Below are 17,162 nucleotides of genomic sequence, written 5' to 3' on the forward strand. Positions count from 1 at the left end.
CTCTCAAGGCTGTGAGAATTTTAAGGAGTAAAAAATGCAGGAGCGGTCAACTCCTGCATTTTTTCATTATTTCTACGCCGTAAAAAACTAGGCGTGACTGACCAAGACTAGACGTACGGCATCGAGTTGGAGTAAGCAACCATCTAAATAGGTGTTGAGTTCATTCATTTGCGAGCGTAAATGCTCCAGTTCTTCATCACGAATATTAGGGTTAACAGCTTTAAGTGCTTCTAAGCGCTCAAGTTCAGCAGTCAATTGGGTTGTCATCTTGGCTCTTGCGCTCTCTCTGAGAAACTTAAGCTCAGTCTCTGCAAACGTTTCTGCTTTAGCAAACAGAGGGTGTAGCATGGTTTGTGAGGCATTGACTAGTTTACTGGCGATATGGCGATTAACCGCGCTGAGCTGCTTATCGAAACTCTCGTAGCTGACGTTGTCAGACAGATTGTTACCGTTCTTATCTAACAAGATCCGCACCGGCGTGGGTGGCATATAACGATACAGCTGGCTCGATTTGGGTGCAGACGCATCGGCCATATAGATCAGCTCTAAGAAGATGGTACCTGCGGGCAATGCCTTGTTCTTCAAGATCGCCACACTGGTGGTGCCAGTTTCTGAGGAGGTGATTAAATCGAGGCCCGTCTGAACCAATGGATGTTCCTGAGTGATCAACGCAATATCATCACGAGACAGTGCCATTTCACGGTTAAAAGTGACCGTAATGCCATCTTCGGGTAACCCTGGATAGGTCGGGAACATCATATGCTCACTTGGATGCAATACGATGGCATTTTCACCGCTATCTTCCTGCTCGACACCTATGATATCCCACAGGCGAATCACCGAGCCGATAAGCTGAGTATCTTCATCCCGCGCTGCTAGACTTTCCACCAGTTTATTGGCTCTGTCACCGCCATGAGAGTTGATCTCAAGTAACTTATCACGACCTTGCTCCATCGCCTTTTTCAGCGCTTTATAACGAGTCTGAGTGTGATTGAGTAGCTGGGTAAATTGGTCTTCATCTTGATAAACCAATTGAGTTAACAGCTCCTCAGAAAACTCGCTAAACAGGATATGACCAATAGGGCAGGTTTGCTCGAATGCATTGAGCCCTTTATGGTACCAATGCATCAGGTTTTCTTGGGCCGTATGTTCAAGATAAGGTAGATGAATTTCGACATCGTTTGCTTGACCGATACGATCGAGACGACCGATACGCTGCTCTAGTAGATCGGGGTTAAGTGGCAGATCGAACAGTACTAAGTGGCTGGCAAACTGGAAGTTACGTCCCTCTGATCCGATTTCACTGCAGATAAGTGCCTGAGCGCCACCCGTTTCTTGGGCAAAGTAAGCGCCTGCTTTATCACGCTCGATAATCGACATACCTTCGTGGAATACCGTAGCTTGAATCCCTTCACGGGTACGCAATGCCTCTTCAAGGCTCAGGGCGGTTTCCGCTTGGCTGGCAATGATTAGTACTTTCTTACTGCGATGACTCTTTAAAAAGTCGATTAACCAATCGACACGCGGGTCGAATCTCCACCAACTGGCGCTGTCGCTTTCGAATGCTTGATAGAGTTTTTCAGGACTTAATGCCTGTTTTACTTTGGCTTTAAGGTCAGTACTGCCACCCATCATGGCCGATACCTTGGCCGCAGTTACATATTGCGGCGGCATAGCCTGTGGGTGCGCATTAAAAATACGGGTTGGGAAGCCTTTAACCGAGGCGCGGCTATTACGATAAAGTACCCGGCCAGTACCATGGCGGTCTAATAGCTCTTGTAGTAACTCATCGCGAGCGTCGTTACGCAGATCGATATCGACGCTATCATCTTCAATAAGGCGCAGTGTCGGGGTGATATCTTTTTCACTGAGCAGTTCTGTTAGGCTGGCGACAGCATCATCTGGAAGCTTAGTTCCGCTAGCGAGAGCATCGGCAGCTATTGCGACATCTTTGTAGCTCTCTTCCTCTTTAAGGAAGGCTTGATAATCGTAAAAACGATCGGGATCTAGCAAACGTAGGCGGGCAAAGTGGCTCTGGTGACCAAGTTGATCCGGTGTTGCGGTTAGTAGTAATACGCCAGGAACCACTTCACTTAGGGCTTCAACCACACGATAAGCGCGACTTGGTGCCTCTTCGGTCCACTCAAGGTGATGAGCCTCATCGACAACCATAAGATCCCAATCGGCTTCTAAAGCTTGCTCTAAGCGTTTCTTTTTGCGTAGCAGCTCGAGTGAGCAGATCACCAGCTGCTCTGTGTAGAAGGGGTTGTCGTGATCGGCATAAGCCTCGACGCATCTATCTTCATCGAATACCGAGAAGCGCAGATTAAAGCGGCGCAACATCTCCACTAACCATTGGTGGCGCAGGGTATCTGGTACAATGACTAGAATACGTTCGGCGCGACTAGTCAGCAGCTGCTGATGGATAATCAAACCCGCTTCAATAGTTTTTCCTAGGCCCACTTCGTCGGCAAGCAGTACCCTTGGCGCATATCGTTGACCAACTTCATGAGCAATCCACTGCTGATGTGGAATTAAGCCGACACGTGGCCCTTGCAACCCAAGTAGATCTGAGGTGGCTAATTTGTGGCGTAACAGCTGGCTTTGATAGCGGACCCCAAATCTGTCGAGACGATCGATTTGGCCTGCAAATAGGCGGTCTTGGGGTTTATTAAAACGAATATTGTGGTTAAGCAGGGTTTCTCTTAGGCTAGTTTGCTCGCCAGTTTCAGCGTGCACACCATGATAGATAATCAAGCCATTTTTTTCTTCCAGTTCGCTAACCGCCAAACTCCACCCTTCGTGACTCTCAATGGTATCGCCTGGATTGTAAATTACGCGTGTTAACGGCGCATCGTTGCGCGAAAACATGCGGTTCTCATCGGTTGCCGGAAACATCACTGTGACCATACGGTCTTCTAATCCAACAACAGTACCTAAACCAAGCTCTGATTCGGTATCACTAATCCAACGTTGACCTAAGGAAAAGGGCATTACAAATTCTCATCTACAGGGTGAATCACGGAAGGGCGCGTATGTTATCCAATCGAGGCTATGATGTCGAACACAAATGCCTCGTAACCGCTCTGTTTAAAAGCCTAATTGCTAACCCCTTAGATTACAAATTCATCAATCGAATTTTGATGTGACTAGTTTGTCATCTTAATGTCATCAATGGCTTTCAGTCTCGGGTGAGTAGTCAGCAGATTTAGGGCGCCAATTTTCCATTGAAGCTCATCGACTTTAGTGTCAGTATGGATTTAAAAGCGGAAACTATTTCCTGCGATCATACTGGCTATAAGGAGAATACTGATTATCGACCTGTTGGATTAACGACAATTTATCCCTACGCACAAGTGGAGGCGCCATGGAACAAAACGACAAAAAGTTGTTTGTACTGGATACCAATGTGTTACTGCATGAACCTTTAGCTATCTATTCGTTTAAAGAGCATGATGTAGTTGTCCCCATGACCGTTCTGGAAGAGTTGGACCAGATCAAAGATAGAAAACGAGACGTTAGCCGAGATGCTCGAGTCGCGATTAGAGCGTTAGAAGATATCCTCGGTGGGCAGACAACCCCAGAGCAGATTGTTAGTGGGGTGGACTTACCTAAACGTGAAGGTCACGGCGATGCCGTTGGTACTCTCTCTATTTTCCCCGATCACCAATTGGAGTTCACTCAAGCATCGCTTCCCGGCGATAACAACGACAACCGTATTATCAACACCGCATTACATCTGCAAAATCTGCATCATCCCCGAAAAGTCGTCTTGGTCACTAAAGATATTAATATGCGTCTTAAGGCAAAAGGGGCGGGTATCTCCTTTGTCGAGGATTATCGAACTGACCAGTTAATTGATGATATCCGCTTTTTAACTAAAGGCTTTCATCAATTCGAGGGAGACTTCTGGGCACGTAAAGAGCATGTGACCACAGAGAGTCAGGGGCGTCATACGGTGCACACAGTGCCACTTGCTGAAGTTGGAGAGGAGAACTTTTACACTAACCAATACCTCATCGACGAAGAGTCTAATTTCTGTGGACGAGTCCTGAGTAATAATGACAAGGAGATAGAGATCCTCGATCTTGGTCGAGAGCGCTTGCTGCACTTAGATGCGTGGGGAATTAAGCCGAAAAATATCTATCAGGGCATGGCGCTACAGGCGCTGCTCGATCCCGATATCGATCTCGTCATACTAACTGGCCCAGCAGGTTGTGGTAAGACACTACTGGCGATGGCCGCAGCCTTAGAGATGGTGGTAGAACGCGGCTTATATGACAAGGTAATAGTGACTCGAAATACGCCTGAAATCGCCGAATCTATTGGTTTCTTACCTGGAACCGAAGAGGAGAAGATGGCGCCTTGGCTGGCTGCGATTACCGATACCTTAGAAGTCCTTCATAAAAATGATGTCAACCCAAGTGGCAGCATGAACTACATCATGGATAAGGCCAATATCCAGTTTAAATCGATTAATTTCATGCGTGGCCGTTCAATCCAAAACTCTGTGGTATTGCTCGATGAGTGTCAAAATCTAACCGCTTCACAAATTAAAACTATGATCACCCGAATGGGCGAGGGAACCAAACTGATCTGCAGCGGTAACTTAGCACAGATTGATTCTAACTATCTGACTGCGGTCACATCGGGATTAACCTATATAGTGGAACGTTTCAAAAACTTTGAGGGTAGTGCCAATGTCTATCTCAATGGCGTGGTGCGCTCACGTTTAGCCGAATTTGCCGAGGAGAATTTGTGATCTTCAAAGGGACTTCGTAGGCCACTGCCACTGCTGGGCTATTGGGCGAAGCAGCGCGAGTTTACCGGTAAAGATCAACTGACCCTAGTGTTAAAGACTCCATCGATTGGGGTCTTTTTGCGTTGTAGTGCTCACAAATTATTTAAGTTTTACGCAAGCCCGTTGTAGTTTGTATTCCAAAGCACTTGGTTCCTGATACTATATGAGGAATATGTTGTGCCATGATATGGATTCATTATGGCAGGCACTTGTTCTTAAAGGTAATGAATGAAATCGACAGAGCCGGACTTACAGCTTAAGTCACCGATCCAAAAAAACTATAACCGTGCCGTGTTTTACACCTATATCGGTGTAATTATTATGGCTCTGTTAACCGCTTGGATGTTTTTTGAACGGCAAAAGACTCAGATGATGTCTCAGCGTGAAGAGTTGGTTGAGCGTCATGTACTGCAAATCGACTTATTACTCGAGTCGAGTATTCGAGCGGTAAAAAGCTTACGCAATGTGGCGGTGGATCATTTAAAGCTGGGTGAACTTGTTCGTACCGAACGTCTACCTCAATATGAAAAGTTTAACGAAAGCGGCCAGTTTTTTACCCTAGAACCCAGTTATGCCACCAGTGGTAAGCCCTTTACCAATATGGGGCGAATTACGGGGGCGGGTTCTCTTAATGGCCGCAGTGACAAGTTCTACCAAGAACTTGAGATGTTATTTGAGTTATCGCTGTCATTTCCTGTCGCCACCGAAGCAGCCCCTAAAGCATCATCTATCTATTACATCTCTAAACATCGAATGATGTCCTATTACCCGTGGCCATCGGATGAACAGCGTTTTAGAGAAGAGTTACTCAATAAAAACCAGTTTCAACTCGCGACGCCAGCGATGAACCCCCAGCGCAGTGTTTTTTGGAGTCCAGCTTATGTTGAGCCTACAGCTAAGGGATTGCTCACTACCCTTGGTGTGCCGATCTATCTTGACGATGAGTTTATTGGCTCTATTAACTTAGATATGACCCTGTCATCGCTTGCAAAGCAGATCCGCCTCTATTTCAAGATGCCTGGTACGGTGATCTTGCTCGATCAGCAAAACAACATTTTGTCTGACAGTGATATTGATACCGCCGATATTAGTCGGGTTTACCATATCAGCCAGAAGATCCCGTCAGCGCTGCATTCTGTGCCCGAATCAGAACTTTTTGATGCCCACGAAGGGATCATGCGTAACGGCTACTATATTCACTCAGTTGCACTGCAAAATGCCCCTTGGCGTTTGCTCTATCTGCAAGATGAGAATGAGCTATTTAAGGACTCATGGGAAAAATTAGAGTTAACCTTCTTGCTGGTGGTGATAGCGCTATCTGTGCTGGTGACGATTGTGCATTGGCAGACGCGGAGATCGTTTGTGAACCCAGCTTCACGTCTACTTTCCCATCTTGAGGGGTGCTCACAGGAACCTCGCAAGCCCCCAGAGACCATTACTAAAGGATGGGAGCCTTGGTTCCAGTTGGTTAGCCGTATTTTTGAGGAGAACCAGCAATATACTCGTCACCTTGCGGAGCAAAACCGACGCCTCGATAAGCTAGTGGCGCGTCGCACCGAGCGACTAAAAGAGACGACAGAGCGACGGGAGCGAGAATATGCTCTGCTACGTTCACTGCTCGATTCCATTCCTGAGGCGATTGTTTTTAAAGATAAAGAGGGTAAATACTTAGGTTGTAATAAGTCGGCCGAGCGTATGCTGGGTTTCACCGAGAGTGAGATGATCGGCCAAGACTCTTTGGCGATGACGACCAATGAGCAATCTATCCGCATTCGCGCCGAAGATGAACGTGTGCTTAGCGAGCGAACGCCTCTGCGGTACCAGGAGAAGGTCGAACTTGCCGGAAAACCTGTGCTGCTCGATACCCTCAAGATTCCGTTCTATAATCGCCGTGGCGAACTATTAGGTTTGATTGCCGTATGGCGTGATGTGACCCGTGAATATGAATCTGCCGAGCAGCTACGTCTTTCTGAAGAGCGTTATCATCTCGCCATGGATGCGGTAGAAGATGGTCTGTGGGATTGGTATTTGGATTCAGAGCAGATCATCTGTAACCCAGCCTACTACTCTATGCTGGGCTATAAGACCAATGAGTTTCCAGCGTTAGTCTCGACTATCGATGAGCTTATTCATCCCGATGACCGTATTCGTGTGGAAGAGTATCGTGACCAATATCTAGCGGATCCAGCCGATACTTACGATATCGAATTTAGGATGCGTGGCAAGAGTGGTCTTTACCACTGGGTGCTTAGTCGTGGACGTGTGGTGGAGTTCACCAGCGATAATCAGCCTAAACGAATGGTGGGTACTCACAAGGATATTACCCGCCATAAGAGTAACGAAGTGGCACTGTTAGAAGCCAAGCAAGATGCGGAATCGGCTAACCTGTATAAGAGTGAGTTTTTGGCGAATATGAGCCACGAGATCCGCACGCCAATGAACGCCATTATTGGTATGTTGCAGCTGGCTAGCCGGACATCGCTTACTGCGCAGCAGGCCGACTATCTGGATAAAGCGGGATTCTCGGCGCAATCATTACTGCGAATTATCAATGATATTCTCGACTTCTCTAAGATCGAGGCGGGTAAACTCGAACTCGAACGCGTTGCCTTCCCACTCGACAAGGTGCTGGATCATGCGCTCGATCTCAACGCCCTGAAAGCTCAGGAGAAAGGGGTCGAGCTGCTACTCTATGCGCCTGTCACAGCAGGTTTGATCCTCGAAGGCGATCCGCTACGGCTAGGACAAGTGTTGATCAATATGCTCAGTAATGCGGTTAAGTTTACCCAAAATGGTGAGATTGAGCTGGGCTGCGAAGATGTGGGTGAGCGAGATCATCGAATTACCCTTAAGTTCTGGGTTCGTGATACTGGCATCGGTATTAGCAAAGAGCAGCAAGAGAGCCTGTTTGATGCCTTCGCTCAGGCCGATGGTTCCACTACTCGTAAGTATGGGGGGACTGGGCTGGGCTTGTCTATCAGTAAACATCTAGTCTCTATGATGGGCGGCACCATGCAGGTGCAGAGTGAGCTGGGTGTCGGCAGTACCTTTAGTTTTACCATTAGTTTGGAGATTGCTGAAGAAGCCGAAGTGAAGAAGCTGGTGATCCCTGAAGTGCTAGGGGATCTAAAAACCTTAGTCGTGGATGATAATCCTACTGCATTACAGATCTATTCCAGTGCGATGCGAGATTTTCACTTCGATGTTGAGACTGCCGCCACTGGCGCCGAGGCCTTATATAAACTTGGTCGCAGCTCCGTCGATCTGCTCCTGTTAGACTGGATGATGCCAGAGATGGATGGCATTGAGGTGATTAAAGAGTTGGATATGATGGTGGCCGATGGTCGCTTAGATAAACGACCCGTGATCATCATGATGACCGCCTATGCATCTGAGCCGCTTAAAGAGGACTTAGACAATCTCGATATCTATGCCATGTTGCAAAAACCCTTTAAAGCCTCGGCGTTGTTCGATGAGATAATTTCCGCCTTTGTGGATAAACCTAAGCTTAATCCTGCCCTTGAACTGGCTAAGGAGCCAGCCAAAGAGCGTGACAGCCAAGTATCTGGCTTAATCCTATTGGTTGAAGATAACTTTATTAACCAACAAGTTGCGACAGAACTGCTGAAAAGTGCAGGTTATGAGGTCGACGTGGCTGAAAATGGCCAAGTGGCGTTAGCCATGGTGGATAAGCGAGATTACGACGCGGTATTGATGGATATTCAGATGCCAGTAATGGATGGTTTAACCGCAACCAAAGAGCTACGTAAGCGTTATTCTCAGCAGCAACTGCCGGTGATCGCCATGACGGCTCATGCGATGTCGGGAGACAGAGAGAAGAGTTTAGCCGCCGGCATGAATGCTCATATTACTAAGCCTATCGTACTCAATGAGTTGTTCGATACCCTTAGCCATTGGATTAACCAAAGCCACTAATCTTGCTATGCGTCATCAAAAAGGGAGCATTCGCTCCCTTTTTGATGTGTCATTAGTGTTGAATTATTTGCACTTGAGACGGCGGAAATACCTGTTAAGCTAGGTTTTCGACTGGATCATAAAAATAACCTTGAAAGATCAACAGGCCCTAGATAGGAGTACCCATGAAACCCTCTACACTCACATTGGCCATCGCATTAGCGATCCTCCCTGTCGCCAATGTTATTGCAGCCCCCGATGATAGTGCGACACTGATCAAAACGAGCCAAGTCTCTCAAGGGTTTATCAATCTCTTTTATGAAAAACAGTCGGGTGAACTGTATCTCGAAGCAAACCGTTTAAATCAACCATTCTTGTTATTAACCAGTTTACCTCATGGTGTGGGCTCCAACGATGTTGGCCTAGACCGTGGCCAGCTGGGAGTCACGCGTATGGTGCAATTTGAGCGTCATGGCCCCTACCTTATTTTAAAGCAGCTCAATACTCAGTACCGTGCCAGCACAGATAACCTAGCCGAGCAGCGCGCCGTCAAAGAAGCCTTTGCCGAATCAGTGCTCTGGCGTGGCAAGATCTTAGCGGGTAAGCGCGCAATTGTGTCGATTAACGATCTCGTGGTTAACGATCTGCATGGGATCACTGATGTGCTTGAAAACACTAAACAGGGCAGTTATCGCCTCGATAAAGATCGATCGCTTATTCTGCCTAAGGGGGTTAAATCCTTCGAGCGCAATAGTGACGTAGATGTGCTGTTGACCTTTAAGGGGGCTAAGGCGGGGGCTCAGGTTGCTCAGGTAACACCAGATGGAAAACATCTGTCGATTCGGATGCGTTATTCGTTTGTACAGCTGCCCGATGATAACTATCAGCCAAGGGCCTATCACCCCATGAGTGGTTATCTCTCTGACGATTATCTCGATTATGGTACAGCGATTAATCAAGATATTGTCAAACGCCATCTACTGCGGCATCGATTAGAAAAAGTCACCCCAGGAGATGCCCCCTCTGAAGTGGTGAAGCCGATTGTGTACTATCTGGATCCTGGCGTACCAGAGCCTATTCGCAGCGCGTTACTTGAAGGTGCGCGTTGGTGGGAGGAGGCATTCACTAACGCAGGTTTCATCAATGGTTTTAAGGTTGAATTACTGCCAGAGGATGCCGACCCACAAGATATCCGCTACAACATGATCCAGTGGGTGCATCGTGCCACTCGGGGTTGGTCATACGGCAGCGCCATCGCCGATCCGCGCACTGGTGAGATCATTAAAGGCCATGTCACCTTGGGCAGCCAGCGGGTAAGGCAAGATCACCTCATAGCTCGTGGTCTAACGGCAGGATGGCAAGATAGAGAGGCGGCCGAACAGGCGGCTACCTCATTATCGCTCGCGCGTATTCGTCAGCTCGCTGCCCATGAGGTTGGCCATACTCTTGGGTTAGATCATAACTTTGCCGCTTCCAGTAACGGTAATGCGTCAGTGATGGACTACCCCCATCCCAAGGCGACGCTGAATGGCGATGACATAGATATTTCTGCTCCCTACGATGAAGGCATTGGCCGCTGGGACAAGTTTACTGTTGCCTATGGTTATGGTCAGTACAGCCCTGAACATCAAACCGATCAGCTTGCTAAGCTCATGAGCGAGGTGGAGTCAGAAGGGCTGCGTTATATTGGCGAGGCCGACTCGCGATCGAAAGGAGCGAGCCATGCTTATGCAAGCCTTTGGGATAATGGCCAAGACCCTGTGGCTGAACTTGATCGTCTTGCCGCCGTGCGCGAAAAAGCCATCGAACAGTTCTCCTCATCGGCGCTGCTCGTTGATCAGCCCTATGGTGAGTTACGTGATGCTTTCGTGCCAATCTATCTGTTAACCCGTTATCAGATCAGCGCCGCAGCCAAGTTTATTGGCGGTAGCGATTATCACTACAGCACCAGTGATGCGGGCAGAGAGTGGCACTATATGGCGCCAGAGTTACAGAAAGGTGCCCTCGATAGCCTGCTACGCACTCTAAAGCCTAGTGCACTACAAATCCCGTCTAACCTGGTCGATATCTTGGTTCCTAAATCGGGCAACTATGGCGCGACACGGGAGAGTTTTGTCGGAGCTACAGGGGTGATTGTTGACCCTATCGGTATGGCTGAAGTACTCAGTCGTCATACTTGTCAGCAACTACTGACGCCAGCGCGATTAAATCGAGTCGAGCAAGGGTATTTGGCCGATAAAGAGCAGTTGTCGGTCTTGAGTCTAGTGGATCGATTATTAGGGGCAACTCTCTATGGCGATATTCCCACTGGACCCGAACTTGGTCTCTGGATGAGAGTCAATGCCGTGGTGTTAGATGAACTGCTCAGCAGCTACCACAGCGATAATAGTTCCCCCGAAGTCAAAGCCCTGTTAGCCGACCGCCTTAACTACACGCTCAAGCAACTGAGCCGAAAGGTTAAACGCAGCAGCGCCTATGAGGCGGCGCATTTTGAGTGGTTACGCCAAGGGATTGAACAGGCCTTGGTCGATGCGAAGGTGAAACTTATCCCTCAGCCGCTACCTATGCCGCCAGGCTCACCTATTTAACCGATAATGATAAGCCCCTTTAAGGGGCTTTTTTTAATGTATTTTCGTTAGAGGAAGCGCACCGAATTAAGAAAGTTTTTAGCGGTCTTCTCTTCACGCTCAGAATGGTAGCCTGCCATTAGCACCAACAGATGTTCATCGACGATATAGATATGTTGAATCAGATTTATCTGTTTTGGCTCTAGCTTCATGACCAACTGATATCCTCGCATGCCATCTGTGTTGATGTATCCACGGTCGATAATGCTATCTTCGGTCATTCCTTTTAGCCCCCCAAATGATTCGCCTACAGGACTATATTTTTCAATCTCATAGGGAAGAAACTCCAGATCCTCGGCGTCGAAGCGGTCCATAGTCGAGTGGTATGACATGACGAACATGGTCAGAGACTCATCTTGGTGTTTTTGGCTATCGAGTAACTCGAAGTCAACCTGATTATTCTGGGTTCGTGATATCCTAGGATCGGGTAAAATATCTAGAGTGACAGGGACTGAAGCGAGCCGATACTCCTCTAATGGGAAAGCGGCGAACCAGTGTTGATAACCGAAATAGCAGGCGACAAATATCGCGCCGAGTTTGAGCAGGTTAGACATATCAATTTCCTTATCCATTCCCTCTTGATTAACAGAGAGGGGACTCATCCTTTAGGGGCCACGACCAGAATAGACTGTGAGGTGGTTAATGGCATGTTACGCATAACGTTCGTATTTTTCAATGTCATATCGAAGCGAAAGATATTGATTGAAAATGCCATAAATATAATGACCTAGTGTTATGTTTGAGAAACATAGATATTGGCTTAATACGTATGTTAGCTTGCCTGTTGTTTGTCCAGCTGCTTTCCTAGGCGATAGGCATCGATGACTCCCACAACCCATGCGGCGATAAACGCAAAGGTGGCCACATTAATCCACAGACCATTATCGCCTGGCGGAGCTTGAGTGATATGTTGATAGATGATATTGAAATCTAGCGGTATTTCGCCAGACAGGATGCGATCTGAGATCGCTTGCGCCCGTTCAACTGCCTGATATAACAGATATACCAAACCCGACAGGCTGATACATGAGATAAGGGTGCCCATGTTATAACGCTTAAGATAGAAGTGGCCGCTACCCGGGCAGATAAAGGCTGACATCAGGGCGGCAATAACGGCGTTATTCATGTTGTTCTCTTTTTTGGGGATTAACTAGCCAGAGCTCAGGATAACTATTCTAAGTCGATACGTCTAAGGCTGATTTTTAAGTGTTTGGCTTTGTTTACTAGCGTAGGATCGGCATTGTCACCCTGCGCCGCCAGTTGGCTTTCTACACCCGTTAGCTCTTGTACTATCCAGCCGCGGATCATCACATAATAGCGCGAATCTGTGCCATAGCGAACAAGGGCTTCAACCGATGTCAAAGAGGGCGAGTCTATTGCGTTCGCAATCGATTGCACCATGATCCCAAGCTGTTGTTGTGTCTGCAGTTGGGCTTGTTGCTGAGTCTGTTGCTGCAAGCTATCTTCACACCCCCATGCCACGTCAATGCTTAAGGTTAATATCGCCCCATTCAGGGGCTTTTAACAAGTTGGCTAAAATAACGAACGTAGTGAGGAAAGCCAACTGTTAAAAGTCCCACACTGCAATGGCTTGTTATGTTTTACATTCAATTATTTCTTTTGCATCGGCAATTTCATGTAATGTTTGCTTAAAGAACTCAAGAGATGGCTTAAGCAATTCACAATGTTCTAAGTTAGCGACATCTAACGGGTATTCTTTATTTTCAACTAAACTACCACATTCGAAGGCATCAGCTCCCTGACCATCAGCGACACAACTTGCAACGGCTTTCCAGTGCGTTGCGCTCTTGATTGTGCTTTTGCATTCTTTGTAAGGCTTATTTACTAATTTGAATATTTCTTCACGTAGTTCGACATATTCTTTAGTTCGCTCACAAGAGTCATTGGCAAAAGCAGAAAAAGATAAACTTATTAAAATGAGCATTCGAATTATCACCAAAACCTCCGTAAAACATAACAGTAGTAATACAGACTTCATCATGATTCCTTATTGACGCGGATATGCCGAATCTACCCTAAAGTAAAAGCTGAAGATAGTGCTGTATTGTCGAGCGAAGATAGGCCACTTGATACTAATAGGTATTAGGTGCTATCAGTGGCCTAGATTTGACAGTTAGTTGTTATTGGCTCCTTGATCTATCCAATTTTTAATCACCTCAATTTGCTCCGTTGTTAATGCTCTACCTTCTCCTTGGGCAAACTTGTTGTCATGGTGGGGGGGCATCTGGATTTTAGTATCGACAAGGTGGTTAATGACTAAATAGAGCGAACTGGATACGGCACTTCCAGGCACGACAACAGGACCAAGCTTTGTGCCTTGCATGACGGATTCATAGTTGTCTAGCGCCAGCTTAGTTTGGGTTACGCCTTCACCAGAGCCTGAGTGGCAGCTAATACAAGCGTTGTTCAAAATAGGTTGAACCTGAGATGAAAAACTGACAGGACGTTCACAGCCTAATAATACGAACACAGACACGACAGCGATGAGTGCTAGGCGAAATTTGAGGGGGCGATCATTAAACATAACATCCTCCAATGGCCTTGGTAACTATACGTTTTAAGTATAGTCCTATGAAGCTGGAGTGGGGTTAATGCATGAATGATACTTGTGAGCTGTGTATCGTCATCGTAAATTTTGCTTGCCGTTATAGGAAGCCCAGTTCCTATCGAACTGGGCGCGCCGGGAAGCGTTGTTTGGATTAGTTTTGTGGTAGCGACCTCCCATTATTCCCAGGATAGGATATACCAAATAGCAAGGTATAGGTCACTGGCAAGACGATTAACGTCAGTACCGATGCAAACCCAAGGCCGAAGATAATGGTGATCGCCATCGAGCCGAAGAAGGCATCCGATAGCAGAGGTATCATCCCCAGCATAGTGGTGATAGCCGCCATCAATACTGGGCGTACACGACTCACCGCCGAATCGATAACCGCCTGATAACCGACTTTACCTAAGCTGAGTTCTAGATTGATCTGATCGACCAATACAATGCCATTTTTGATCACCATTCCAGTCAAGCTAAGTAAGCCAAGCAGTGCCATAAAACTAAAGGGTGCATTAAATAGCAGCAGTCCCGATACCACGCCAATCAAGGAGAGCGGCACTGTAAACCAGATCACTAAGGGTTGTCTCACCGAGTTAAACAGTAAGACGGTGATTAAGAACATAGCAAGGTAGCCCAGTGGGATAGAGCTAAATACCGATACCTGAGCCTCGGTTGCCGTCTCATACTCGCCGCCCCACTCAAGGGTGTAGCCCGCAGGAAGGGCCAACGCTTCGATTTGCGGACGAATCTTTCTAAATACTGAATCGGCGGTCTCATCGGTGCCGTTGATGGGTTCGGCCAATACCGCAATCACACGTTTACGGTCACGGCGCATGATCAGTGGGTTTTCCCACTCTGTGGTAAAGTCAGATACGACTTGGCTGATAGGCACAAACAGATTGTTGCCAGAACTCCATACCTGTAGCTCTGCCATACTCATGGCATCGAAACGTTCGCTAGCGGGCGCTCTGGCTATAATAGGCAGTAGGTGACTGTTTTCACGATATAAGCCTATCTGTTTGCCACTGAAGTTGGTCAGCAGCGCATTGTCGAGATCTTGTTTGCTGACCCCCGTCTCTCTTGCTTGGGCTTGAGCCAATTGTGGACGAACTAGGGTGACCTGATTTCGCCAATTATGCCTAACGCTGGTGGCTGTCGGTTCTGCTTTAAGAATATCGACCGCTTGCTGCGCAAGGTTTCTCAGCACTTGAGGATCTTCACCATAGAAACGCGCCTCAATCTTAGCCGCCGGGCTGGGACCATTTTCTAAGTATTTAAAGCGATATTCTGCCTCGGGGTATCGGACGCTTAAATCCCGCTCAAGTGTTCGCATATACTGGTTCAGGCTGACAAGATCCCTCATCTCAAATATCAGCTGGCCATAGGCCTTGTAACCTTTTTCTGGCACATAAGGCAGGACGAAACGCTGCGCCCCTTGGCCTAAAACCGTGGTGATATTGATCAGTCCGCTATCCTGTTTCGCTTGCTCAGAAAGTAGCTCTTGTTCAATACGGCTAAGCTGGGCCTCGGTAGCTTTGATATCAGTGCCTTCTGGCATCCATACGTCGACAAAAAACATCGGCGTATTAGAGGAGGGGAAGAACACGTTTTTGACATGCCCCATACCTATCACCGAACCCACTAAGGCGATGATCACCACGCTCAAGGTCAGCATGCGAAAACGCATGGCGAGGTTGAGGATTAACCGATACAGGTTGAACAACCAACCTTTGTAGGGGTCGCTATCTGTATCATCGTCGAGCACGCCATCCTTAAACATAATGTTGCAGAAAAATGGGGTGAGCGTCATGGCGGTGACCCAGCTGATTAATAGCGAGATCAGCAAGACTAAAAATAGGGTAATACAAAACTCACCAGTGGCGTTGTCCGACAGACCAATAGGGGCAAAGGCCATGATAGCAATAACGGTCGCACCGAGCAGGGGCCACTGGGTCTGGCTGATCACTTGCTTAGCGGTTTCGAGACGGGTTTGGCCGCGCTTGAGACCAATCAATATCCCCTCAGTGACCACAATGGCGTTATCAACCAACATCCCCAAGGCGATGATGAGTGCACCTAATGAGATGATCTGCAGCTCGATATTGAGCACATTCATCATAATAAAGGTGCCGAGAATCGTCAGCAGTAACACCAGTCCCATTAACAGACCTGAGCGGACGCCCATAAAAATCAGCAAAACACCAATGACAATCGCAATAGATTCGGCAAGGTTGACCAAAAAACCATTAATGGTCTCATCAACCATCTTACTCTGGTCATAGACGGTAGTCAGCGCCATCCCAAGGGGCAGCTCACTCTCTAGCGCCGCAATCTTGTCATTTACCGCTTGGCCGACATCCACCACGTTAACACCGCTGGAGAAAGCAATACCGATAGATAGTGCCTTGTTTCCCGCGCCGTGATAGATGTTGTTAGGAGTTTCTTCGACATCTTTATAGATGTTGGCAATATCGGCTAGATGAATCAGTTTAGTATCGCCAGGCGGACTCACCACAAGGTGTGACAGTTGCTCGACACTATCGAATTCCCCTGTTGGATGTATACGAATACGGTTATCACCGACCTTGATGCTGCCCGCATTGGAGACGACGTTTTGGCTAGTGATAAGACCATAGATATAGTCTTGATTTAACCCGAGTGCATTGAGCTTCTGGGTCGAGATCTCTACCACCACCTGATCAGATACAATACCCGCAATATTGATGCGTTTAATGCCTTTAATCAGCACCAGATCACGGCGTAGAAAGTCGCCATAGTTTTGCAGTTCGCGATCGCTATAACCCTCGCCGCTAAGATTTAGCAAGATGCCATAAACATCGCCAAAGTCATCGATAACAGAGGGTTCCATAACGCCTTGTGGCAGGCTCCCTTTGGTATCGTTAACCTTGCGGCGTACCTCATCCCATACCTGGGGGAGTTCGGTGGCATCGTAGTTTTCTTTGATCTCAATCTCGATTTGAGACAGTCCAGCACTGTTAATCGAAGTGATATGCTTGATGCCATCGAGTTGCTGCAACGCATCTTCCAGTGGCAGGGTCACCTCCTCCTCGACCTGCTCTGGAGAGGCGCCTGGGTAGGCGGTGACGACGAGCGCTTGTTTAATGGTGAATTCGGGAAACTCTAGCTGACCTAAGCTAAAGAAAGAGATGCTGCCACCAATGAGCAGTAGCAGGGCAAACATCCAACTGACAACCTTGTGGTTGATCGAATACTCGGCAAAATTCATCGA

10 protein-coding genes are annotated in these 17,162 nt (G+C 47.6%); 3 read left to right on the forward strand and 7 right to left on the reverse strand.

Translation table 11 applies throughout. From position 1 onward, the window contains the following. Positions 1 to 87: 87 nt before the first annotated feature. Positions 88 to 2,994 (reverse strand): RNA polymerase-associated protein RapA, encoded by a 2,907-nt coding sequence (rapA, locus tag K0I73_RS02055; protein ID WP_220062898.1) that lies wholly within the window; start codon positions 2,992 to 2,994, stop codon positions 88 to 90. A gap of 373 nt (positions 2,995 to 3,367) precedes the next feature. Between rapA and K0I73_RS02060 the strand changes: the two genes are divergently transcribed. From K0I73_RS02060 to K0I73_RS02070, 3 genes are all read left to right on the forward strand, one after another. After that, the gene (locus tag K0I73_RS02060) at positions 3,368 to 4,762 is read left to right on the forward strand and encodes a PhoH family protein (protein ID WP_220062899.1); all 1,395 of its coding nucleotides are present in this window, start codon (positions 3,368 to 3,370) and stop codon (positions 4,760 to 4,762) included. 267 nt (positions 4,763 to 5,029) lie between these two features. Next, the gene (locus K0I73_RS02065) at positions 5,030 to 8,737 is read left to right on the forward strand and encodes a response regulator (RefSeq protein WP_220062900.1); all 3,708 of its coding nucleotides are present in this window, start codon (positions 5,030 to 5,032) and stop codon (positions 8,735 to 8,737) included. 164 nt (positions 8,738 to 8,901) lie between these two features. After that, the gene (locus tag K0I73_RS02070; RefSeq protein WP_220062901.1) at positions 8,902 to 11,304 is read left to right on the forward strand and encodes a zinc-dependent metalloprotease; all 2,403 of its coding nucleotides are present in this window, start codon (positions 8,902 to 8,904) and stop codon (positions 11,302 to 11,304) included. 47 nt (positions 11,305 to 11,351) lie between these two features. Here the strand turns inward: K0I73_RS02070 and K0I73_RS02075 are convergent, their stop codons facing one another. The 6 genes from K0I73_RS02075 to K0I73_RS02100 form a co-directional block, all read right to left on the reverse strand. Beyond that, the gene (locus K0I73_RS02075; RefSeq protein WP_220062902.1) at positions 11,352 to 11,897 is read right to left on the reverse strand and encodes a hypothetical protein; all 546 of its coding nucleotides are present in this window, start codon (positions 11,895 to 11,897) and stop codon (positions 11,352 to 11,354) included. Positions 11,898 to 12,115: 218 nt separating this feature from the next. Further along, positions 12,116 to 12,469, reverse strand: coding sequence for a hypothetical protein (locus K0I73_RS02080; protein WP_220062903.1), 354 nt, complete (start codon positions 12,467 to 12,469; stop codon positions 12,116 to 12,118). Positions 12,470 to 12,513: 44 nt separating this feature from the next. Next, positions 12,514 to 12,825: a hypothetical protein gene (locus tag K0I73_RS02085; RefSeq protein ID WP_220062904.1), complete on the reverse strand. Its 312-nt coding sequence runs from the start codon at positions 12,823 to 12,825 to the stop codon at positions 12,514 to 12,516. A gap of 112 nt (positions 12,826 to 12,937) precedes the next feature. After that, positions 12,938 to 13,300, reverse strand: a complete 363-nt coding sequence (locus K0I73_RS02090; protein ID WP_220062905.1) for a hypothetical protein — start codon at positions 13,298 to 13,300, stop codon at positions 12,938 to 12,940. A 177-nt stretch (positions 13,301 to 13,477) separates the two neighbouring features. After that, positions 13,478 to 13,888, reverse strand: coding sequence for a c-type cytochrome domain-containing protein (locus K0I73_RS02095; RefSeq protein ID WP_220062906.1), 411 nt, complete (start codon positions 13,886 to 13,888; stop codon positions 13,478 to 13,480). Between the two features lie 175 nt (positions 13,889 to 14,063). Next, positions 14,064 to 17,159, reverse strand: a complete 3,096-nt coding sequence (locus K0I73_RS02100; RefSeq protein WP_220062907.1) for an efflux RND transporter permease subunit — start codon at positions 17,157 to 17,159, stop codon at positions 14,064 to 14,066. Positions 17,160 to 17,162: the final 3 nt, after the last annotated feature.

The sequence above is a fragment of the Shewanella mesophila genome (genome assembly GCF_019457515.1).
GTDB classification, from domain to species: Bacteria; Pseudomonadota; Gammaproteobacteria; order Enterobacterales; family Shewanellaceae; genus Shewanella; species Shewanella mesophila.

Excerpts from the sequence above, each read along its gene's own strand:
- rapA (WP_220062898.1), bottom strand. The coding sequence starts at position 2,994 with ATGCCCTTTTCCTTAGGTCAACGTTGGATTAGTGATACCGAATCAGAG.
- K0I73_RS02060 (WP_220062899.1), top strand. The coding sequence starts at position 3,368 with ATGGAACAAAACGACAAAAAGTTGTTTGTACTGGATACCAATGTGTTA.
- K0I73_RS02065 (WP_220062900.1), top strand. The coding sequence starts at position 5,030 with ATGAAATCGACAGAGCCGGACTTACAGCTTAAGTCACCGATCCAAAAA.
- K0I73_RS02070 (WP_220062901.1), top strand. The coding sequence starts at position 8,902 with ATGAAACCCTCTACACTCACATTGGCCATCGCATTAGCGATCCTCCCT.
- K0I73_RS02075 (WP_220062902.1), bottom strand. The coding sequence starts at position 11,897 with ATGTCTAACCTGCTCAAACTCGGCGCGATATTTGTCGCCTGCTATTTC.
- K0I73_RS02080 (WP_220062903.1), bottom strand. The coding sequence starts at position 12,469 with ATGAATAACGCCGTTATTGCCGCCCTGATGTCAGCCTTTATCTGCCCG.
- K0I73_RS02095 (WP_220062906.1), bottom strand. The coding sequence starts at position 13,888 with ATGTTTAATGATCGCCCCCTCAAATTTCGCCTAGCACTCATCGCTGTC.
- K0I73_RS02100 (WP_220062907.1), bottom strand. The coding sequence starts at position 17,159 with ATGAATTTTGCCGAGTATTCGATCAACCACAAGGTTGTCAGTTGGATG.